This window comes from Paragemmobacter straminiformis (assembly GCF_014243445.1).
GTDB classification, from domain to species: Bacteria; Pseudomonadota; Alphaproteobacteria; order Rhodobacterales; family Rhodobacteraceae; genus Paragemmobacter; species Paragemmobacter straminiformis.
This window is the reverse complement of the sequence record NZ_JACLQD010000004.1, coordinates 1-18,202: the sequence shown is the minus strand read 5'-3', so window position 1 is coordinate 18,202 and position 18,202 is coordinate 1. Positions and strand designations below refer to the sequence as shown.

General features: G+C 58.6%; 11 protein-coding genes and 1 tRNA gene. 4 read left to right on the top strand and 8 right to left on the bottom strand.

Features of this window, described 5'->3' with window-relative positions; genetic code table 11:
* The first annotated feature begins 5 nt into the window (after nt 1-5).
* Entirely contained in the window at nt 6-1,058 is a 1,053-nt protein-coding gene (locus H7F16_RS13495; protein WP_185798154.1) for an ABC transporter ATP-binding protein, read from the top strand.
* Between the two features lie 132 nt (nt 1,059-1,190).
* Here the strand turns inward: H7F16_RS13495 and H7F16_RS13490 are convergent, their stop codons facing one another.
* From H7F16_RS13490 to H7F16_RS13460, 7 genes are all read right to left on the bottom strand, one after another.
* Nucleotides 1,191-4,421, bottom strand: coding sequence for a hypothetical protein (locus H7F16_RS13490; protein WP_185798153.1), 3,231 nt, complete (start codon nt 4,419-4,421; stop codon nt 1,191-1,193).
* A 4-nt stretch (nt 4,422-4,425) separates the two neighbouring features.
* Nucleotides 4,426-7,161 carry a hypothetical protein gene (locus tag H7F16_RS13485; RefSeq protein WP_185798152.1) on the bottom strand — a complete coding sequence of 912 codons (2,736 nt, stop codon included), beginning with the start codon at nt 7,159-7,161 and terminating at the stop codon, nt 4,426-4,428.
* Nucleotides 7,162-7,185: 24 nt separating this feature from the next.
* Nucleotides 7,186-8,454 (bottom strand): hypothetical protein, encoded by a 1,269-nt coding sequence (locus H7F16_RS13480; RefSeq protein ID WP_185798151.1) that lies wholly within the window; start codon nt 8,452-8,454, stop codon nt 7,186-7,188.
* Nucleotides 8,455-8,847: 393 nt separating this feature from the next.
* Nucleotides 8,848-11,523, bottom strand: a complete 2,676-nt coding sequence (locus tag H7F16_RS13475) for an HD domain-containing protein (RefSeq protein ID WP_185798150.1) — start codon at nt 11,521-11,523, stop codon at nt 8,848-8,850.
* A gap of 189 nt (nt 11,524-11,712) precedes the next feature.
* Nucleotides 11,713-12,099, bottom strand: coding sequence for a hypothetical protein (locus tag H7F16_RS13470; protein WP_185798149.1), 387 nt, complete (start codon nt 12,097-12,099; stop codon nt 11,713-11,715).
* A gap of 121 nt (nt 12,100-12,220) precedes the next feature.
* Nucleotides 12,221-13,639 carry a hypothetical protein gene (locus H7F16_RS13465; RefSeq protein ID WP_185798148.1) on the bottom strand — a complete coding sequence of 473 codons (1,419 nt, stop codon included), beginning with the start codon at nt 13,637-13,639 and terminating at the stop codon, nt 12,221-12,223.
* Nucleotides 13,640-14,222: 583 nt separating this feature from the next.
* Nucleotides 14,223-14,723 (bottom strand): hypothetical protein, encoded by a 501-nt coding sequence (locus H7F16_RS13460; protein WP_185798147.1) that lies wholly within the window; start codon nt 14,721-14,723, stop codon nt 14,223-14,225.
* Nucleotides 14,724-14,987: 264 nt separating this feature from the next.
* On the opposite strand from H7F16_RS13460, the gene H7F16_RS13455 reads away from it, so the two are divergent.
* The 3 genes from H7F16_RS13455 to H7F16_RS13445 all read left to right on the top strand — a co-directional run bounded on the left by H7F16_RS13455 (nt 14,988) and on the right by H7F16_RS13445 (nt 18,131).
* Entirely contained in the window at nt 14,988-15,455 is a 468-nt protein-coding gene (locus H7F16_RS13455) for a hypothetical protein (protein WP_185798146.1), read from the top strand.
* A 132-nt stretch (nt 15,456-15,587) separates the two neighbouring features.
* Nucleotides 15,588-16,016: a hypothetical protein gene (locus tag H7F16_RS13450; RefSeq protein WP_185798145.1), complete on the top strand. Its 429-nt coding sequence runs from the start codon at nt 15,588-15,590 to the stop codon at nt 16,014-16,016.
* A gap of 396 nt (nt 16,017-16,412) precedes the next feature.
* Nucleotides 16,413-18,131 (top strand): recombinase family protein, encoded by a 1,719-nt coding sequence (locus tag H7F16_RS13445; RefSeq protein ID WP_185798521.1) that lies wholly within the window; start codon nt 16,413-16,415, stop codon nt 18,129-18,131.
* Here H7F16_RS13445 and H7F16_RS13440 read toward each other — a convergent pair.
* Nucleotides 18,088-18,164, bottom strand: a tRNA-Met gene (locus tag H7F16_RS13440). The two genes, H7F16_RS13445 and H7F16_RS13440, sit on opposite strands and share 44 nt — an antisense overlap.
* Nucleotides 18,165-18,202 lie beyond the last annotated feature (38 nt).

Here is an 18,202-nt window from a genome sequence, read left to right as displayed (position 1 = left end):
CCGCCATGGCCTTCATCGACCTGACCTCACTGGGCAAGAGCTTCGGCCCGACGCCCGTGGTCCGCGACTTCGACCTCGCCTTGCACCAGGGCGAATTCGTGTCGCTGCTCGGCCCGTCCGGCTGCGGCAAGACAACCGTTCTGCGGATGGTCGCGGGGTTCGAAACCCCCGACAGCGGAGATATCCGCATCGAGGGGCAAAGCCTGCTCCGCCAACGCGCCAGCCAGCGCCAGATCGGGATGGTGTTCCAGTCCTACGCGCTTTTCCCGAACATGACCGTGGCCGATAACGTGGCCTTCGGGCTGCGCGTCGCCAAGCTTGCCCCGGCCCAGATCGACAAACGGGTCGACGAGATGCTCGACATGGTCGGGCTTGCGGCGATGAAAGGGCGCTATCCCTACCAATTGTCGGGCGGCCAGCAGCAGCGCGTCGCACTGGCCCGCGCCATCGCCCCGCGCCCGCGCGTGCTGTTGCTCGACGAGCCGCTGTCGGCACTCGATGCCAAGATCCGCGTGGCGCTTCGCACCGAAATCAGGACCATCCAGCGCCAACTCGGCATCACCACGCTTTTCGTGACCCATGATCAGGAAGAGGCCCTGTCGATGTCCGACCGGATCGTGATCATGAACGCGGGGCGGGCCGAGCAGATCGGAACCCCCGAAGAGATCTACAATCGGCCCACCACCCGTTTCGTCGCAGGGTTCATCGGCACGCTGAACGTGATCGAAGGGCAACTCGGCACGGAAGGCGGCACCGTCCTGACCTGTGCGGGCGGGCGTCTGGCCTTGCCCGGCACTTTCGGCGCATCGCCCGGCGAGACCCTCTCCGTGGCAGTCCGGCCGCAGTCACTTCGCCCCGCGCCCATCGACGGCGACGGGCTGCGCGGCACGGTGCGCCACGTCGAATTCCTCGGGGCATTCACCCGCCTGCATGTATCTTGCGGGCCAAACACATTGCTCGTCGATTGCTTCGCGCGCGATCTGGCTGCAAACCTCTCGGTCGGCAGCCAGATCGCCCTGACAGTCCCCCCGGACGAGGTGCTGCGCCTGTCGGCATGACCTCGGCGCATCCGGCGCGGATCGAGCCATTCAGCAACACCGCCGCAGACTGCAACGCCTGCCCTTCGCTGCGCAAAATTGCCCGCCTGCCGCGCCCGGATGGCAGCACATCTTGGTGTGGACAGGCGGCGATCAGGCGGCTTTCAGCTGTTGTTTGCCTGCTTCCAGAGCGGCCGCTTCACGCGCCTTGTCCTGCTTCTCGCGCTCCTCCAACTGCTTGATGTCAAAGGACACTTCGCCAAGCAGAAGTTGGGCCTGCGCAAGCAGGCTATCGGCCACGTCGATCATTCCGTCATGCGACGATCCGGCGATCCACTTCTGATCCGAATCGCTCGGCGGTTTGCCGTTGACCGGCTTCCACGCCCGCAGAGCGGCGATCAATCCGTTGGCCGCTTCCTTGGTGCGGTTCAGGAATTCGCGGTATTTCGGATCAAGCCGCATGTCCGCTCCGGCCGGATCCGGATTCAGTTCGGGAAACTTCAGATCCCGCACGCCCGAGTAATCCGCATCGCGCCCGATAAGCGGTTCAAGCACCGCCATGAAACGGTCGATATCCGTCGTGCGGGCCGACTCCTGCGACATGGACGGGATTGCCCTGTCAATCGCCGCGGCCTTGAAGCGCAACCAGCTGTCGAGGGAAAGATTGGCCATCCCGGGATGCCAGTCTTTCTTGAGCGGGATACGCCGCTTGACCTGCGGATCGTCCGAATAGACCGTCTCGAAGTATTTTACGACCTTGGTGCAGACATTTTTGCCATCGACAAGAATTTCAGGCGTCAGTCCACAGCTGCGTCCGACTTCCTTGGCGATGGGATCGCCATCTTTGACGATGCCGTATGCCAGCACGCATTTTGACAGGGTCGAATTCCAACGCATCGCCTTGCGGGCGCGCTTCCGGTCGCCCGGATTGGCACGCGCCTCTTTGTAAAGCTGCCAACCCGCTTCGATCTCGGCCTCTTTGTGCATCTTGAAGCCAAACTCGGTCAGGGCGCGGGCCATGTTGACACCGATCGAGATTCCGGTCGCCGCCCCCGTGCAATCGCCCAGCTTCGCCCCTTCGGATGCAACGCCCAAAGCGGCATAGATCACAAGAAGCGACTGCTGGCTGACCTGGATCTTGGCCGATGAAAGGCGTGACGTGATCGCAGGGCCATAGACCGAATGGTTCCCCATCGTCAGGGCCATATTGTCCATCCATTTGTTCAGCTGGATCGACTTGCGCACAAGGATCGCCGTATCCATCGCAAGGCGCTGAATCGCGACGACCAGACCGGCGACCGGCAAGGCTGCCACCAGAATCGATGCCCCGCCCGATGTCAGGGTGTTGACCATCTGCCACTTCTGGTTGCAGGCCTCGGCCTCGTTGGTCAGCTTTTCAAGCGCCGCCACCGACTTTTCCGCCTTTTCGTCGTTATCCAGCTCTTCGGGGCTCGGGGAAGCGTCGTTTATCAGTTTGTCCAGTCGATCGGCTTCTTCGTCGGACTGCGTCTTGATGTCGGCAAAGAACGATTCCTTGAACTGCGGATCATCGGCAAGCCTTTTGCTGAAATTGCCGATCTCCTTTTCCTTCTCTTGCTGTTCCAGCTTGCTAAGCCGTTCGGCAATCGCCTGTTTCGCCTCTTCGGCCGTGGCCCCGCTCGGGATCGCCGACAGCAGCGCCGTGCCAAGCGTGGCCAGTTCCGGCAGGGATTTCAGCGCCGCCTCCACCTGCTCCTTGGCCTTCTCCTTGTCGATCGCGCCAGCCGATTCATCGTCTTTGTCGGGCATAAGGCTGGACATGCTTTGATCGACATAGTCGGTGAAAGTTGAATGCGTCTCGCCGGTAAGCCGGTTGCCGGCCTTGTCGTCCGAGCTTTCCTCAAAGGAGCGTTGGGCCCCTTTGCCATAGGCTTCCTCTTTGCCCTTATCGTCTTTCTTCAGGTCTCTGCGGCTTGCATCCGACAACGAGTCGAACACACCGGCCATGATCGGGGCAAGCACGGTAAGGCCGATGGCCCCGACCAAGGCACTAGGGTTCTTGAGACCGCCGGATTTCTGGGCCTTGTAGATGTGTTCGGCAATGAAGCCGGCATTCGATGCGCCGATCACGGCGGTTCTTACGGCGGCGCCGATCTTGGACCAGGCGCCATTGGTGCCTGTGACGTCCTCGCCCTTGTCGTTCTTTCCGTCCTGCCTGTCGAAAGCGGCAAAGGCATCGCCAATCGCGCCCGCGACAGACTGTATCAGGCCAAGCGCCGCTTTCTTTCTGCCCGACTCGTCCTTGGCCGTGCAGATTTCATTGACGCGAAACACAACTTTGCCCGCCTTGAAGCCGTAACTGACAAGACTGGTGGCCGAAGCGATAGAGGTCTTGAAGGCCTGCGTTTCGGACAAGGCCTTGTTGCTGGTTGCAACCTGCTTGCCCGCAAGACCAAGGCTTTTGGACGCCGCCTCGCCGAGGGCTTCATAGACAGACTCGGCAATGGCCCAGCCAAGCTTGGCGTCCGGCGTGTCGAGCGCCTTGTCCGCCACTTTCAGTCCACCGTTCACGACCGTCGTGGCAACGCTCAGCGCAGCCATGTTCCTTTCGGCGACTTCCAACTTGTCGAGCTTGCCCAAAAGCGAGACCTGTGCGGGCGTCCGCTCCGAAGGCGCTACCTTCTTTGCGGCCGATGCGAGGTCCTTGTCCGCCGCCGACATCGAGACGGCATCGAAATTGGCTGCCTTGATCGATTCCGCCCCGACGCTGCCGACCAGCGCAACCACATCCATCCCGATCCGCAGCGCGCGTTTCGCACCTTCGAATTCCGAGGCCTCTTCGGTGTGCTTTTCGAGGATTTCGCCATAGATTTCGCAAGCGCCGGTCCAAACCTGCGCTTCCTGACTGTATTTGTCGGCCACCGCATTCGACGGAAGCACTTCGGCCATCACCAAGGGAGACCACAATTCGCGCTCGATATCCTTGGGCGAAAAGACCTTGGCCTTCTTCTTGGTGACCGGATCCTCGTATTCGGCTTCTTCCATCCGGGTTTGCAGCCGGACAAGTTCCTCGTGCAGCATCAGAACGCGCCGCGCGGCCTTTTCATCGACTTTGTACTTGCCGGTCAGGTCGTGGACGGTATCGACTTCGCTGTCGCTGTCCCCGTCCATCCAATCCATGCTGCGTTTCTTGCCCTTGAACAGGCCCTTGCCTGCATCGCTGTCCCACGTGACCTTCAATGCCGCGTTTGCGTCGCGCAGTTCCGAGGTAAGCCGGTCAATTTCGGCGGTGATCTCGGTCATCTCTTTGTTGCGGACACTCATCTTTTCGCCAAAGGCTTGAAACTCGGCGCTCTTGGCCTGCGCGGTTTCGATCCATGCGTGCTGTGCTTCGGTCAGGGGCATGGCTTTACTCCTTGATCGCGGTCAAAAGGCGCATCTCGAGACGCGGCAGCGCGGCCCGAGCGGCGTTGAGATGGTTGGCAGCGGTGCTTTCGAATGGATTTACCCGCAGATGGTTCAGCGGGCTGAACCCGTCGAGCACGGCCATGAGGGCACGCGTATGTGCAAGCGCGGCTTTGCGTGCATCCCGACGTTCGGCCAACCCGAGCCCGGGTTTGACCACCAGCGCGGCGGCCGATGGCAGGTCATCTATCGCCTTTTGCGGCAAGGCCGAAACGATGGATGCCAAGAAGGCCTTGATCTTGGCTTCGTCATAGCCGGTCGACTTGTCGTCAAACTGGTTGCCATTGGTCGTTTCCGCCGCCCGGCGGATCACCCCGTCGAAAAAGCCGCGGACATGGGCGCGAAGGATTTCCACCTTTGAAACGCAACTTTTCGCGGCTTCTTCAAGCGTGCCGTCAAGGATTTCCGCGGCGTCATCGGCAGTTGCGGCAAGTTTCCTGACACGCGGAAAAAGCGCAGTCATGCGTTTGAGGCCATCGACATAAGCGCCCGAGGCTTCGATCTCTTTTATCAGATTCAGCCGTTCGGTTTCCAAAGCGTCCAGGTCCGAGGGGTCGGATTTGATCTTTGCGAACTTCTTTTTCGCTTCGGTGATTTCCGCCTTTACCTCGCTTCTGGCGGCTTGGAAGTCCTTTTTCTTGCTTTCGTCGGCATCGTGTTCGGCCTGCGCCCCACGGGCATCGATCAGGAAAGCATTCAGCGCTAGCGATGTCGCCGGATCAAGCTTGGCTTTGTCCGTGCGCATCTTCTCAAGGTCGGTGCGGGTCTTGTCGATCTTTGTCTTAAGGGTGATCAGCGTCTCCGTGCCCTTCTCGATCAGGGACTCGGTCCGCTTTTCGACATCCGCACGGGCGGTCGCAACCTCGCCCCGCAGGCTGCCGTAATAGCCATCAAAGGTAATGAAACCGTTGGAAAAACTGCTTTTCAGCGTCTTTCCGATCTTGTCGAGCGTCTCGTTCAGCGCGTCGGCCATCTTGAAAGCAACACGCTTCTTCCCCCGCAATTCGCTGCAAAGCCTGCGGAAATTGGCGACATCCGTCTCGAGTGCGACGATCCGGTCAAGCACCTGTTTTTGATTGAGGGTCATGTATGACGTCTTGAGCTGCTTGCAGTCGTCATCCATCTCGGCGCGCATGCCGATTTCGTAGGCACCGTAATCCACGCCGATCTTCTTAATCTCGGTCTCGATCTTGTCGATCCGTTTCTGGAAATCGGCGTAGACTGTCGGGTAGCCCTCGATGTTCTTGATGAAAATGTCGATCGACCGCAGATAGCGGTCAGCCTGTTTCAGCGCATCGACCGAGTTCGAGTCCAAAAGCTGGCCCGACGCAAGGATCATGAGGTCGATTTCCGATTTGACCTCGGCGGGAAGTTTCTTCAGCTCGGTAGCCAGCTTGAGATAGCGCGCGGCAAGACCGTCATGCGTCTTTTTCAAGTCTGCCGGCTTCACCGCCGCGCGGTCGAGGTCCTCGGCAAGGGACTCTTTCAGCCTTTCACGCGCATAGTCCCGGATCTCGAGGGCGGCGACCACATTGTCGGCAGATTTCGGACCCCGATCGTATTTCTGTATCTTGTCCTGAATACGTTTCGGACGGTGAACATGCCCGTTTGCCAGCATCGCCTGACTGTCCTGCATCGCCTCGCCGAGCAGGCTTTGCACCTTGTGCATCGCCTCGACATCCTGACGCAGGACATTCAGCAGCTCGGTCGCTTCGCCTTTGAACATTTCGGCAAGGTACGGGGTCTTGGCATTCCTTTCGGTTCTGATCCGTCCGGTCAGCTTCTTGACTTCTTCCTCGCGCAGGGCCGCACATTTTTCAAAGCCGGAATGCTTCAGGGTGCCCACAAGGCCGCCGCAGTGCATCAGGATTTCGTCAAGGGCGGGGTCAAGCTGCTCCTGTTGCGAAATCGGCTGCGCCCCCGTGCGGGCGGTACGGTACTCTGACAGCTTGTCGGAAACCGTCTGTATCCTGTCCTTGGCTTCGGCCAGTTTTCCCAGTTGCAGCAAAAGGATAGCTTCTTCGAGCATGCCGAAAAGCAGCTTGTATTCCTTCGAGTTGATGGCAGCGAAAAGCTTGGTCTCCGTTCCATCCTCGGTGCTTTGGACCAGCGGGATCACCTCCTGCCGTGCGCGCTCGACGTTGCCCGACACCATGTCGTGGAAATCGCGCAGCCGCGACAATTCCGCCGGATCCAGTTTCGAAAGGTCTGCGGGCGTTTTCTCGACCTTGTCGCGCAGGTCCATGATCGAGGTCTCGACCGCCAGCAAATCCTGCGGAATGCTTTCCTCGGCCGCGATGACCTGCTTCGTCAATCTGTCGAACCGGTCGAAAAGCGCGAGTTCGGCTTCCTGTTCCTGCTGTTCGTCCAGTTTGATCAGCAACTGCTCTTGCAGGGTTTCAATCTCGGCCGCAGTCAGGTTTTCGCCCAACTTGCGTTTCAGCTCCGACACCTCGGACTTCACCGTATCGAGCTGCTTTTGGATATCTTCGCGGTTGCCAAGATCGTCGCGGTTCGCCGCGAACAGCGACTTTGGCGAGGATTTCAGCTTGCCGCCGGGATGCTTGATCCCCAGCATCTCGGGTTTTGGCACGGACAGGGTGTCCCAACCTTTTGCCGCGTTGAATTTCTTGATCCAGTCAAGGATGGCGACATCGGTCACGGTCTGTCCTTCGGTCATGGTCAGGCTCTCGTGTGGGTGGCGTCACGCGCCAGCGATGGCTTCGAGTTTGTCGAGGGCGGCTATGAGAGGGGCGCGGATCGCAACCTTGACGCCGAACGGATTGTCCTCGCACAGGGCAATGATCGGGTCGGTTTCCAGCATGTTGCGCAGATCGACGGCGCGGCCGCGCAGGGTTTCGGCAACCTTGGCGCGGTTTTCGCCGGACGCGGCATTGTATTCGAACAACGCGGCCATGAGCCGAGTTTGCAGACCATCGGTCACGCCGTTCAATCCGGCATCGGCGATCCGCCTGAGATCAGGGTCGTCGATGCCCCTGAGCGCCGATTGAAGCGCGCCGATCGACACATCTACGGTTTCCTTCGCGTCACGCCAGACCACCATCGGGTCGGCCTTGGGCGCCGCCTCGGGCTTTTCGGCCAAAACCAGTTCCTGCGTCAGGCGACGCATCGCTGTGATGGCGGCCTCGACCGCACCTTCGTTGATCTGCCCAAGAATAGTGCGCGAGTCAGCCCCGAGCTTGGTCCGCGCCGGCCCTTCGGGCAGGACACGTATTCTCTGCACCAGTTGCAGCATGGCGTCCTTCAGGCGGGCCAGAGGGACCTCGGGCGATGCCGGTTCGGCTGCGGTTTCGGCAGGCGGCGCAGACGCAGACTGACGCGCAAGGACATTTTCAATCTTGGAAAGGGTTTCGGCCGCTTCGGGACTGCCCGAGCTGATCTGCTGTCCGGCAACAAGGCAGGCTTGCCGCAACCTTTCGGCAAGATCGCCGCCCAGGGCTTGGACCTTGGGAACAATCGCGGCAAGGCGCTGTTTCAATGCTGCCGGGTCGCTGTTTTCTGCCGCAACCGCTTCGGGAGGAGGCGCGTTGGACGGATCGGCCGCCGGTGCGCCTTGGGCGATGTCGGTATCGTCGTCGAGTTCCGGATCATCGGGCAGCTCCTCGACATCGGCTTCGAGTACGGTCCCATCAGCGTCGAGGATCTGGACGTTGAGCATCACCTTTTGCGCCTTGAGGCACCGCTTCATCTTCTTGGCCAAACCGGGCAGCACCCGTTCGCAGGTCAGGGTCAGAAGCTTTCCCTCTACCGTTCCGGTGCCAAAGGCATATTTCGCTCCCTGCCCCTCTTCCTTGGCTTCCTTGCCCAGGACTTGCGGCGGTTTCAGCCGATGCAGGCCCAGATAGTCATCCTCGGGCCTGTCACCGGGGTTGTACGCAAACGACACCGGCTCGCGGCGCATGATCTTGACGAATTTCTTGATCTCGGGACCGGAAACTTTGTAGTCCGCCATGGGCATACCCGCGCTGAAATGAGTGGGGACGGAAAAATACTACTTAAGGAAGATTAACTAGCGAAACGCATCGCGCAACAAAAGATTGTACGAACCCGTCCGGCATCCCGACGCCCCCCGGAAACGCTCGCCACCCCGCGTGCATGGTCAGCGGACAAGGCCTCCGCCCCCGCCCGCGAGATCATCCGCAGCCTGATCGAGAAGGTTTCGGTGCGTTGGGAGGAGGGACAGGTTGCGGTGGTTCTGGACGGGGCTCTCACAGCCCTGATCGATCTGGCCCAGAACGCAAAAAGCCCCAGTGTTAGCTGGGCGTGTTGGGTCTGTCGATTACAGTACGGTTGATTTGGTTGCGGGGGCGCGCCTTGGACTGACGCGAACCCGAGCTCCCACATATTAGTGCTTCGCACCAACATTCACCGGCTTGTCCAAAGCCAGCACCCAACGCGCCCCCGACAAGGACGATACGCGTGTCTGAAAAATTGAGGCCTTTCTGATTTCTACACTTGGTTCCACACCCCAAGTCTCGTGGATGAGCTTCAGCAATGGGGCAGCAGTCTTCCACTTAGATGAAAGCACCGTTGCTGAAAGTTTCATACTCTCGTTTCGTCTAAGCGTCCTAGCATCTTCATCATCGACCAAGCGCTGCGAACCCTCCGACAATACGAAGACATCAACCGACAAATCAGCCTCGAAGTAATCTGGCTGTAGATCGTTGTAACCGCGGAGTTCGACCCAAGAATCATAACGCCACCACATAGGCAATAGAATAGTTTGCGTCTTACGAATTGCCTCACGAATTTCAGAAACTGTCTTTACGCGACCCATATGAAAAGCGAAAGGCAAGCTTGTTTCAAAGCCAGTAGCTAGGAAAGCAAAGGCGGAAAGCTTCATTCGTTCAGAAGTGGTAAGAACACCATCATCTACGGCATTAATTTGAGCGTTAAACCAATTATCCACTACTGACTGCGGCACCTTGCTAGACACAAAATCCCGGGCCGCTCGCTCCGTATCTCCTTCAATCACACCCATATATGGCAAAGATTCACCAAGAGAGGACTTCAACTCCAAGCTACGCCCCTGCGATACTATGCCCCCTACAGAGACGAAGCCCACAGATCGCGTCTGTCTATCAAGCAGCGCATCGACATCAAGAGCAGCCCGACCGTAAGCATCTCCATCTTCGGCTTTTAATGCAGCAAGCAATTTGACCGGATCAAAGAACCGGCGAGCTTCCTTCTGATCGTAAAGTCCAGTCAAAAAGTTCGACGCATCCACTTCATATATGTCTGGTTGATGGACAAAATTTTTCCCGTTCCTTCGATCTGAAATCACAACTTTTATATCAAGAAATGAAACAAGTCGCGCAACTTCCATAATCAGGTCATTCCGCCTTCCGCCCCAATCGTCATCTTCAAAGTAAGCTCGACGCAGCACCAATCCTGCGGTGGAAAACTCAAAAAACTTCTTCGCTAATGAGAAAGACACACGCGTATGGGTATCCATCGGAAGTTCTTTAATCATCGCCGCCCTCAATAGAGGGCGATTCGAAAAGCTACGAAACTCGAGAACTTTAGCGTCGGAGACAGCACTATCGTGTCGCCGCGATATTACTCGGACTGCCTTAGAAAAGGAAAAAACAGAGAAAAACCCAATTCCAAACTTACCGATTTTTTGGAAGTTTGTTCCCTGAAGTCCTGGAAACTCTTCTCGAACCGCGCTCGAATTCCAAAACGATCGCCCGAAATCTACGAGTGAACCGGAAAGCACACGCTCACTCATTCCGACGCCGTTGTCGTCAATTGACACCAAACAGTCGTCAGCGTTTGAAGGATCTTGCTCTATAGTAATTGTAATTTGACCGAAATCCTGCCCACGTTTTTCAAGTGCTCGCTTTGCCCTAATTGCATCGGCGGCATTCTGTATTAATTCACGAAATGGCACTCTTGGGTCATTACCATATAAGTTTCGTCCGCCCAATGTTGAAGCCAAACGCAGCGGATCCGTTACCTTTACGCTTGCATCAACGGGGCGCCACTGCGCTGTTTTAACATACTTTGCGAATGCATCAGGTGTATCCGCTCCTGCCACTCTTTGTGCAATCAGTGTATTTTCACCGATATCCGTAAGAATTGCATTTGCGCTTTTTAGCTCAAAATCGAGCACTCTTGCTAGATCATATGCAACCCACCAGGCGTCCGCCTCGGAAGTTGCGAACGTTGAGGATGAGGAAAAATAGATCGTGTCATTTTTTATGTGTGGCTTGTTGAGTTTTAATTGCGCCTCCCAATGCAACTGAGAGTAGCCACTTGGCTTAATTGCTGAGTATAATGCTAATGGCGCACGACGCCGATCAACTTGTGCAGCGTCGGCACAGCGCAAGATACAAGCAAGTTTTACTTCGTTGATGGTCCAGTCTGATGGTAGTTTTGGACTACCACCGATTGATGAACTAAGTTCATCTGTTAGTTTTTTCGAGTCCCAGTTGTGACTTGCTGCGATCCTTCCAGCTGTTTCGGCATATGCCTCACGCAGCTCAGGGTCAGAAACAATGTGGATGGGGCCTGACGAACCGTATTTCCATTCCGCCTTACAGAGACGTATTGCTTCATCTGCGTGAAGTGCTCTCAGGACGGAGAACAGCACCTCCCCTTCCTGCGATGGAGTTAGTTGTTCCGAAGTATCAACTCCTGATCGACTATAAAAATATTGGGCGGCAAAGTCTTGCCAAATTTGAGTTTTCTTGAGTGCGGCTTTTCCGCCCTCGTATGCCAGAGAGGTCAGACCCGCATCGTGAGTCAAAATGGCAAGGCCAAGCACAAATGTCTCAGCCGGGTTCAGTAATATACGTTCTCCGCAAATGAGGTCTGCGGCTTCCCAAAGTGCGTCCAAATGTGTGACATCGTGAATAGTTAAATCTCTGCAATCTTGAGGGATGCCGGTGAGTAGGCCTTCGACACGTTCACGCGCACCGAGCAGTTCGGTCATAAGCCGTGTGCGCTCCGCGCCCCAAGTTCCTGAAGATTCGTTCGTGAAGGCAGCCTTCCAAATGTTCGAGTCACGGAATCCCATTCAAAATCTCCTTTCAATCGCACGGTCGATTCACACGCAACCGCAAGCAATATTTCACCTCCAACTATGGCACTGGCTTCTGCTATGCGGAAGGGATTTTCTGACTGTGGCTATCCGCTTGCCCAGTCTTGAAGCTTTAAAGGCGACACCTTTTGGTGCCGCCCCTTGTCAAACCTCTTTCAAGGCGATTCAGTTTGCCGCGCTCGTGGTCTTAGGCGATTGTGCCCCTCCGTTCGGCCCGGACTGGACAGAAGGCACCGGCGCCCGCTCAATCGAGCTTCCAAGTGCAGCGGGCATCGCTTCCGCTCCTTCCACCATTCGTTCTGCAAAGCCTGCGATGCGCGTTGCAGCGGTGCCGGTTGAGCGCGCGGCCAGTGTTTCGAGGAACGCTTGACGATCGGCCAAGCGAGCCCGATCAAGCCAAGCTTCGAACGCCGCAAGGACTGCTTTGCGCTGCGCGGAGTGCTCTTTGAGTTTCCGCTTCTCATCAGCCGCCATCATCGTAGCGAGTCTGTCGAGCGCGTTCGCGATGCGAGGATCAGTCGAGTTAGTCTTGGTGTTGGCGAGGGTGGTCATCCGGATTTCCTTTCTCTGGTTGCTTGCGGATAATCAGGACCTCGTATCGTCATCAGCAGGAAAAAGCGGTCTGCTGCACTTTTTTGATCACGTATTGTTTCAGTCGGAACGCCGCTCGTGATCACCGCTCGGCACTTCCGTTGGGGTCCCGCTTACGCAACTCTTGCAGCGACTTTTCCGCTTCCTTGACCTTCTCCGCCTCAGGCCTGAGGGCGTCGACAAATCGTTGCTTAACCTCAGTCGGCAATGTCGCGATGGCGTTTTTGGCGAATCCCAAAACGCGGCTCTTGAAGCGCTCCACTGCCGTGCGCTCCGCATCGAGAGCCTTGCGTTCTGTCTCGACTGCCTTCCGCTCTTTCTCGATGGCCTCGCGCCCCTGTGCGAGTTTCTTTTCGGCGTCCAGCTCTATCTTCGAGCGGAACGCATCACGGGCTTTCCTCAGGGTATCGAGAAACCGTTGCGTTCGCGGGCGATACTCGCGCGCTTCGACCCTACCTGCATTCTCAGCTATCCCATCAATGACCAGAAGCAACTCGTCGGCATCCTTCTCACGCTCGGTCAGGTTCTCTTTGCGCTGCTCGATGTCCGCGCGCTCTGCTTCCAGCTTTGCCTTGCGTTCCGCATCAGCCACAGCGGCCGCTTTCAATTCGCGTTCCTTCTTATTAAGACGCTGCGTCTCTTCAGCCCACCAGACGGGCGTTGGAACGTGCTGCCGCTTTCTTGGAATGAGGGGGTCCTTTGCTTCTTCCAAGTATTCGGGCACGGCTTGACCTGCGGTAGTCAGGGCTTCCCGCTGCTCCTCGCGATCTTTTCTTGTCTTGGTAGCAGCGCGCCGGAGAGCCGCCGTTCTTCTCCCCCGCTCGAGACCGATGGTAGCGAAGGCTATTCCAACGCTGTCTTGTGCTGCCTCATAGGACGCAAGCATCGGATAGGCCGACGGTTGCAGAACGCGCTGCTTGCCGCGCCGCGCAGTCGTCTTTTCGGACCACGGCGCTATGACCGCGTGGATGTGGAAGGTCATCTCGTCGTGGTCGGCCCGCGCGTGCACGACGGCATCGCCGAAGTTGGCCTTAAGCCACTCGACCGCCATCGTCTCGAACCACTGCTGGCGGCTCTCGTCCAAGATTTCCGCAAGCTGATCCCGTTCGGCAAACCAGTCCTTGCCTGCGGTCAGGATCACTTCCCGCAGCGGCCCTTTCTTCGACGCCTTCCACGGGTCCGCCTTTCCTTCGAGGCGTCTAGCGTCCCACTCCGACTGGCGCTTACGACGCTTGAGGGCTTCCAACTCTTCGGCAAGATTTTCGAGGCGCGCGGCTTCAATCTCAGCTTCCAGCTTCGCGCGCCAATCGGCGTCCCCGATCAGGATTTCGTTTTCGCGGGTCCTTTGCTGGTCGACGTGTTCGAGGTTCCCGCCCTTGCGATTTGCGTGCATTTCAACGCCGGCAAGGCCACTCGGGAAGAGTTCCGCAAAGCGTAGCACGATGCGGTGGCGGATGATTTCCCGTTTGCGGGCAAAGCTTTCGTAGTTCTCCAATGACATTGCGGGGTCTCCTGTCGCGGTTGGCGAGAAGGAGATGGGTCGCCGCCTTTCAAAACAAAAAACCTGCGGGTTCAGGAAAGCGCCAGAAGTCTACTCACTAAGCAAGTGGCACTCCTGCGCCGTTGGCGCATCCGTTCCACTTGCCTCGTTCGCCGGGGCGCCGCCCCGGTCCCCGCGCCTTCCGCGGGACCAAAGGGGGCTCGACACCCCTCTGGACACCCTCGGCAGGGTCATCGCTCGCCGCTCCCCCTGCCCCCCCTGGCGTCCTTCCGACGGACCGGAGGGAAGCTCCACACCCCTCTGGACTCCCCGGGCAAGGACCGTTCGCCACCTGTCCCTGCACCCTGTCCGGCCGCCTTCCGCGGGACCGAGGGGATGTTCTGCACTCCCCACCGGCTTCCCCAAGCTCCCGGAGGAAGGCGTTCCGCTCCCTTCCCCGAACCCCAACCCGCTCCCGCTTCCCGCGAAGGGGTCCAGAGGGCAACCCTCTCGACGCTCTCCCGACGAAGTGCGTTGCCTTCACGATCGAAGAACCCGGCTCTGGATATGCCGGTGTTCATCGACGCTCAGCACATCGATACGATCAGTCGATATTTGGCCGTTGCTTACCGATGACGGCCAGAGCCGTCTTCAGCGCAACCGACCGCCGTTCTGCCCACGCCGCCGCAGCGATCGGGGCAAAACAGGCAACGCCGCTGCCTGAAAGCATTCCGTCCGTTTCTCGCCATTTGCCGATCTTTGTATCTGGCGCATCGGCGACATCTTCCGTGGATAAGCTGTATCCCTGCGCCACGAACTCGGCTGCCTCGGGACTTCCACCGTCCCGAAGCGCGACATAAGCTAATGCAGCCCAGCCGCCTTCTTCCGCATCGTAAACCGAAGCGACAAAGTCGTTGGCGATGCGAAGCAGTCCTTCCGCCTCGGATGACGGCCAGATGATTTGGCCGTCCCAACGGGTCCATAGGTAATGTTGGCAATAATCCATCGCGCCGGGCCAAACCAAGGTTCGGCAAACGGGACAGATATCTTGGCCTTCTTCGAGTTCCTCACTCGGGTCGTCCTCAATCTCATTCTCATCAGACATTTCGGACGCCCCGTTTCGGCTGTCGCGCTGCACTCTGCGTAAGCCGACTGTTGTTCCGGCCGGCCAAGTTGGCAAGTCCCGCTTTCTTTGCCCGCGAAGGGGTCCAGAGGGCAACCCTCTCGACGCTCTCCCGAAGAGGCGCAAGGCGCGGCCGGCACCGTGTTCTGCTGCGCGGGTCATTTGACCGCAGCAGAACACCGGATGCCGGACCAAAGAGATACCGGAACGGAAGCAGGTCAGCATAACAACCCACCCTCACGAGGAATGACCTTGACCAACCACAGCGCTACCCGCCTGCAGGACACGAACGCCGATGATTTCGCGATCGGTGATGTCCTGCACTATCCGTTCCCGTCAAAGACGACTGGCGGCGAGACCGACACGGCTCGCCCTTGTCTGGTGATCGACACCCACAAAATCAGCGATCGCGCCTATCTGCTGATCGCGGATGGCGCGCCGGCAGAGGCGGCACGCCGGACGGGCTATGACATTCTTGTCGAGGAAGACGCCCTGCTTGCCTCGGCAGGCTTGGAACAACCAACCCGCTTCTGCGCTGCCCGGCGTGTCTTCGTCAGCCGGCAGAGTCTGCGCCGCAAAGCAATCCGACCTGATGGTGGGATCCGTGTCGGCCGGCTTACAGGCCGCGCCTTTGAACGACTGAACGCAGTGCGCGGACGGTTGCACGCCGAAGCCGACATTGCTCGCCACCAACGCGAGGAGGAGCGCCGCTAATGTCATCTTGCCGCCTGATCATCTACCGCCCGCGGAAGCCGATCCCGTCGCCCCGCCCGTCACGGCCCAAGCCGAGCTCGCGCGCCGCAAACCGCACCCAACTTCCTACCCTTCACAACAGAAAGACCACCGATGTTTTCAGCAACCGTCCCGACGCAGAACACGCATCGCATCCTGATGCATTCGCCCGACCAAAAGCTGCCCGATGCTGATCGCATCACAGACCTTTTGGCCGACGCCCACAGAGCTTTGCGCGATGCGGTCGCTACTGCCGAAGATTTGGATGCAGATGACTATGCGCAACTTGGCGACCACCTCGCACTGATCGAAGCCCTGCTTGATCGAGGGGATCTCGTCGACGACTCGACCAGTGCGTCGCTGATGCGGATCTGTGCTGCCGCGAATGTCGTAACGGACAGCCGCGAAGCAGATACGGCGCTGCTGTCGTTCGTTGCCGACATCCAGACCGCCTGCATCCTCGTCATCAGGGTCCGCGACCTGCTCGACGCGGAAGCCGCGATCCAGCGCTATCGCCGAACCCGCACCGGCAAGATCCGGTGAGGCCGTTCCCCGCGGTCCATCCCATCAACCAACCCCGCTTTCCACTGCTGGAAACGACCGGGCCGCGGGGATCACAAAATGGCTGCGCCCGCCCCTTTCGGGACGGGCGCATCTGCAGGGAACTCACTCGGGGCCATCTGGTAGCTGTCCGGACAGAGGTTTGATCGTCTCGACTGGAAAGGAACCTCGGATGGACCTCAAAAAGATAATCTCCCTCGTCGCCGTCGTCGCCGTGAAGAACGCGACTACCAGAGCCGCCGCTTCGGGTCGAACGCCGGAGGCAGAGGCTTACAGATTAAGCCGAAGGCGCAGCCGCGCGCCACCATACTTTCGATTTTCCATTCAGAATCCTTTACGGCATCCTCAACCAAAGAATCTGCTCGAACGGAGTTCCTCTTGACCAGTCAGCCCCGCGTCATTCTCTACGCCCGGTTTTCGACCGAACTGCAAAACGCCCATTCCGTCCGCGATCAGTTGGACAAGTGCCGCGCGCACGCACTGCGGCAAGGATGGGCGGTCGTGGCCGAGTTTGCCGACGAGGCAATGTCCGGCACACGCGATGACCGTCCGGGCTTCAAGGATCTAAGGAACGCGATCGGCCAAGGTCGTTGTGACATCGTCTTGGCGGAGAGCCTGGACCGGTTCAGCCGGGATCAGGAACACATCTCGCGCTTCTACAAAGAGGCGAAGCACAACGATGTGGTCTTGCACACGGTCGATCGTGGCAAGGTCGATGTGATGCAGATCGGGTTCAGCTCAACATTCAGTGCGATGTTTCTGGAGGACCTGCGCGAGAAGACCCGTCGCGGCCTCGAAGGCAAGGTCAAGGACGGGTTGAATGCAGGCGGTCGTGCCTATGGCTATCGCCCTGCCATCGACGAGCGCGGCAACCCGATCACCGGAAGGTTGGTAATCGACGAGAACGAAGCCATCATCATCCGTCGCATCTTCCGCGAGTATGCCGCAGGGGACTCTCCGCTCAAGATCGCGGCACGCCTCAATGCCGAAGGGATACCTTCGCCTCGCGGCAATGGCGCGGGCACCGGCGGATGGAAGCAGAACACGATCAATGGCAACCGCGAACGCGGCACCGGCATCCTGAACAACGAGCTTTATGTCGGCTGGCGCGTCTGGAACCGTCTGCGCTACCTAAAAACACCGGACGGCAACAGCCGCGTGTCGCGCCTTAACCCCGCCAGTGAATGGCAGAGGATCGAGGTGCCGGAGTTGCGTATTCTCGACGACGAACAGTGGAGTTTGGCCAAGGCCAGACAAGACCGTCTCGCGAAGGCCAAAAGCAAGATCAACTCGACAGATGACAACCATCTGTCTGTGAACCGCAACTTGCGCCGTCGCAAATACCTGCTGTCCGGACTCGTCAAATGCGGCGTCTGTGGCGGGTCTATGACCGTCGCCGGCGGCACCACCAAGGGGAGCAAGCGGCGTTATTACTGTGCGACGAACAAGGAGAAAGGACCGGCCTTCTGCTCGGGTATGCCGGGCATCTTGCAAAGCGAAGTCGATGGCTTCGCCCTCGCCGGCCTGCGCGATGGCCTGATGCAGCCAGCCGCCTATGCGCATTTCCGGGAGGAATACGCGCGTCATCTGGAAGCGACACAATCGGCAACGACCGAAGACCTCAAACTGCGAGACGCACGTATTCGGGAGCACGAGAAGACGAAAGCAAACCTGATGAAGGCGGTTGAGACCGGCACTTTCAGCGCGCCGGTTCTCGAACGCCTCAATCAGGTGGATGAGGAACTCAAGCGGATGAAGACAGAGCGGATCGAAGCTGAACCTAAACCGGTCGATCTTCCCGAGAACCTTCCGGACATCTATCGCGAGCACATAGCCAACCTCGTCGAGACGCTCACGCACGAGTCCGTCGCCGGCGATGTAGGCGACGAACTTCGCGAGATGATCGACCGTGTCATCGTGCGCCACGATGCGCTGAACGGCCATACGATTGAGCTGGAAGGCAAGATTGTCGAGCTTTTGCAGGCTGGTAGCTCAAAAGCAAAAGGCCCCACCAAGGGCGGGGCATTTGCGGTTTCGCGTAGTTCGCTTGAGTTGGTTGCGGGGGCAGGATTTGAACCTGCGGCCTTCAGGTTATGAGCCTGACGAGCTACCGGGCTGCTCCACCCCGCGTCCGTTGTGTTTCCCGAGGGCTTATTGTTTTTGCGATC